Source organism: Methylomonas sp. BG-2, assembly GCF_057766305.1.
Genome location: NZ_JBYMAP010000390.1, coordinates 1 through 2,247, shown reverse-complemented (window position 1 = coordinate 2,247; position 2,247 = coordinate 1). Strand labels below are relative to the sequence as shown.

The following is a 2,247-nucleotide window of genomic DNA, read 5'->3' as shown; positions in this document are numbered from 1 at the left end:
GCCGGTGCCGGTTCCTTCGATACCGTCAACGGCGCCGGCTCGGTCAGCGGCAAATGGGGCGACAATTGGTATAGCCTCGGTGCCTCCCATCTTGGTAGCCAGGGCTTCAATATCCGCAGCATCGGCACGGAAACCGATAGAGACGCTTACTACAACACCGGTTTGAACGCCCGTTTTGGCCATCGTTTCGCCAACAACGCCGAAATCGAAGCCTTTTTCATGCGTGCAGAAGGTAAATCCGAATACGACGGCACGCCGAATCGCACCGACTTCGTCAATCAAATGGTCGGCACGACGGCCAGTTTCGACGTACTGGAACGTTGGCGCTCGATACTGCGTTTCGGCCAAACCGAGGACAGGGCCGACAACTTCAACGCGAACGGCCGGTTCAACAGCCAATACAACACCACGCGCTGGAATGCCAGTTGGCAGAACGAATTGCGCCTGACTGAAGCCCATCGCTTGACCTTGGGCAGCGATTTTCGCTTCGACGAAGTGCGTAGTTCGGTGAACTACAGCGAATCTTCGCGTTACGATGTCGGCGTGTTCGGCGACTTGCATAGCCGGCTGTTCGACCGGCATTTCGTCAACGCCTCGTTGCGCTGGGACGAGAACCAAGCCTTCGGCGACCGGGTGACAGGCAATTTCGGCTGGCGTTTTAACTGGGATTACGGCTTAAGCGCGTTCGCCAGTTTCGGCAATGCCTTCAAGGCGCCGTCCTTCAACGATTTATACTGGCCGCACAACCAGTCCAGCTTTGCCGGCTTTACCTACATCACCGAGGGCAATCCGCGCTTGAAGCCCGAGGAATCGACGACCTTCGAAGCAGGTCTCGGCGGCCAGCACGCCTGGTTGAATTGGCAGTTGCGCGCCTACCACACCAATATCGACAATTTGATTGATTGGGCCGGCGAAGTCCTGAATTCGACGACCTACCTCTACCAGCCGCAAAACGTCGACAAAGCCCAAATCGACGGCCTCGAGGCGGAACTGGGCGGCCAATGGCTGGGCTGGCAAAACAAGTTGAGCATGAGCCTGCTCAGCCCCCGCAATCGCCAAACCAATCTGGACCTGGCCCGGCGCGCGGAACAGAGCCTGTCATACGACCTATCGCGCTCGTTCGGCGTCTTCGATGTCGGCGGCCACGTGCTGGCGCAAGGCCATCGCTACGACGACCGGGCCAATACCCGGAAAGTGGACGGCTTCGTGACCGTGGACTTGCGTACCGCCTTCCATATCGACAAGCATTGGACGCTGAGCGCTAAATTAAACAATCTGCTGGATAAGCAATATCAAACCGTCGATACTTATAATACCGCCGGCCGGAATTTCTTCTTTTCCGTACATTACAACAACTGATTCAATTTACCGGAGACTTCTCGATGACCATGTCTAGTTTTGCCGTCAAACCCGGCGCCGTTGCGTTGATGGCGCTGATGGCCGCCACCCGCTTTCACCATTTCGGCACGCCGTTCGCGCTACCCGATGCCTCATTGGCCATTTTCTTCCTGGCCGGGCTGTGGTTGGGCGGCCGATACCTGTTCGCGTTGTTATCGCTGGAAGCCGGCTTGATCGACTATCTGGCGATCACCAAGCTGGGCGTCAGCGACTTTTGCGTGTCGCCGGCCTACGGATTCTTGATCTTCGCCTACGGTGCCATGTGGCTGGGCGGTAAATGGTGCCGTCGTTATTCGGGCCTGACCGTGACCAACGGCATGCAGCGTTTTGTCGCGCTGGCGGTTTCGACTTCAACCGCCTTTTTGATTTCCAACGGCAGTTTCTACTGGTTGTCGGGCCGCCACGCGGAAACATCGCTGGCGCAATACGCCGAAGGTTTCGCAAGGTACTATCCATCCTATCTGTCGGCGACCTTGCTTTACGGTCTGGCCATTTTCGCGCTGGTCTCGATGGTCAAAATCTTGATGTCCGGCAAAACCGAACACTCGGCGATTTGAGCTTCTTCTTGCGAGCCGTTGCCGCCGGGCTCCGCGCGCTAAGGCGCGGAGCGGTGCAATCGAATTTGCCGCTTCGCGGCGTCGTCAAAAGCCGGATCCTCGGCTAAATCGGGAGGCGGGCGACCGTCTCAACGATCGAATATCTGGCTTCGCGCCGCTATCCTGGTTCACATCCGCATGACTTTAACCGCTATCGTCATCTTGGCCGTCGTGCTGGACTATTGCCTCGGCGAGCCGCCGACCGGACGGCATCCGCTGGCGGCTTTCGGCCGCTGGGCGGGCCTGCTGGAAT

General features: G+C 57.9%; 2 protein-coding genes. Both read left to right on the top strand.

Features of this window, described 5'->3' with window-relative positions:
* The coding region (locus AC3B8H_RS20525) for a TonB-dependent receptor domain-containing protein (protein ID WP_488443373.1) at window positions 1–1,359 on the top strand (1,359 nt) is incomplete at its 5' end.
* 23 nt (window positions 1,360–1,382) lie between these two features.
* Window positions 1,383–1,955 carry a hypothetical protein gene (locus AC3B8H_RS20520; RefSeq protein ID WP_488443372.1) on the top strand — a complete coding sequence of 191 codons (573 nt, stop codon included), beginning with the start codon at window positions 1,383–1,385 and terminating at the stop codon, window positions 1,953–1,955.
* The last annotated feature ends 292 nt before the right edge of the window (window positions 1,956–2,247 follow it).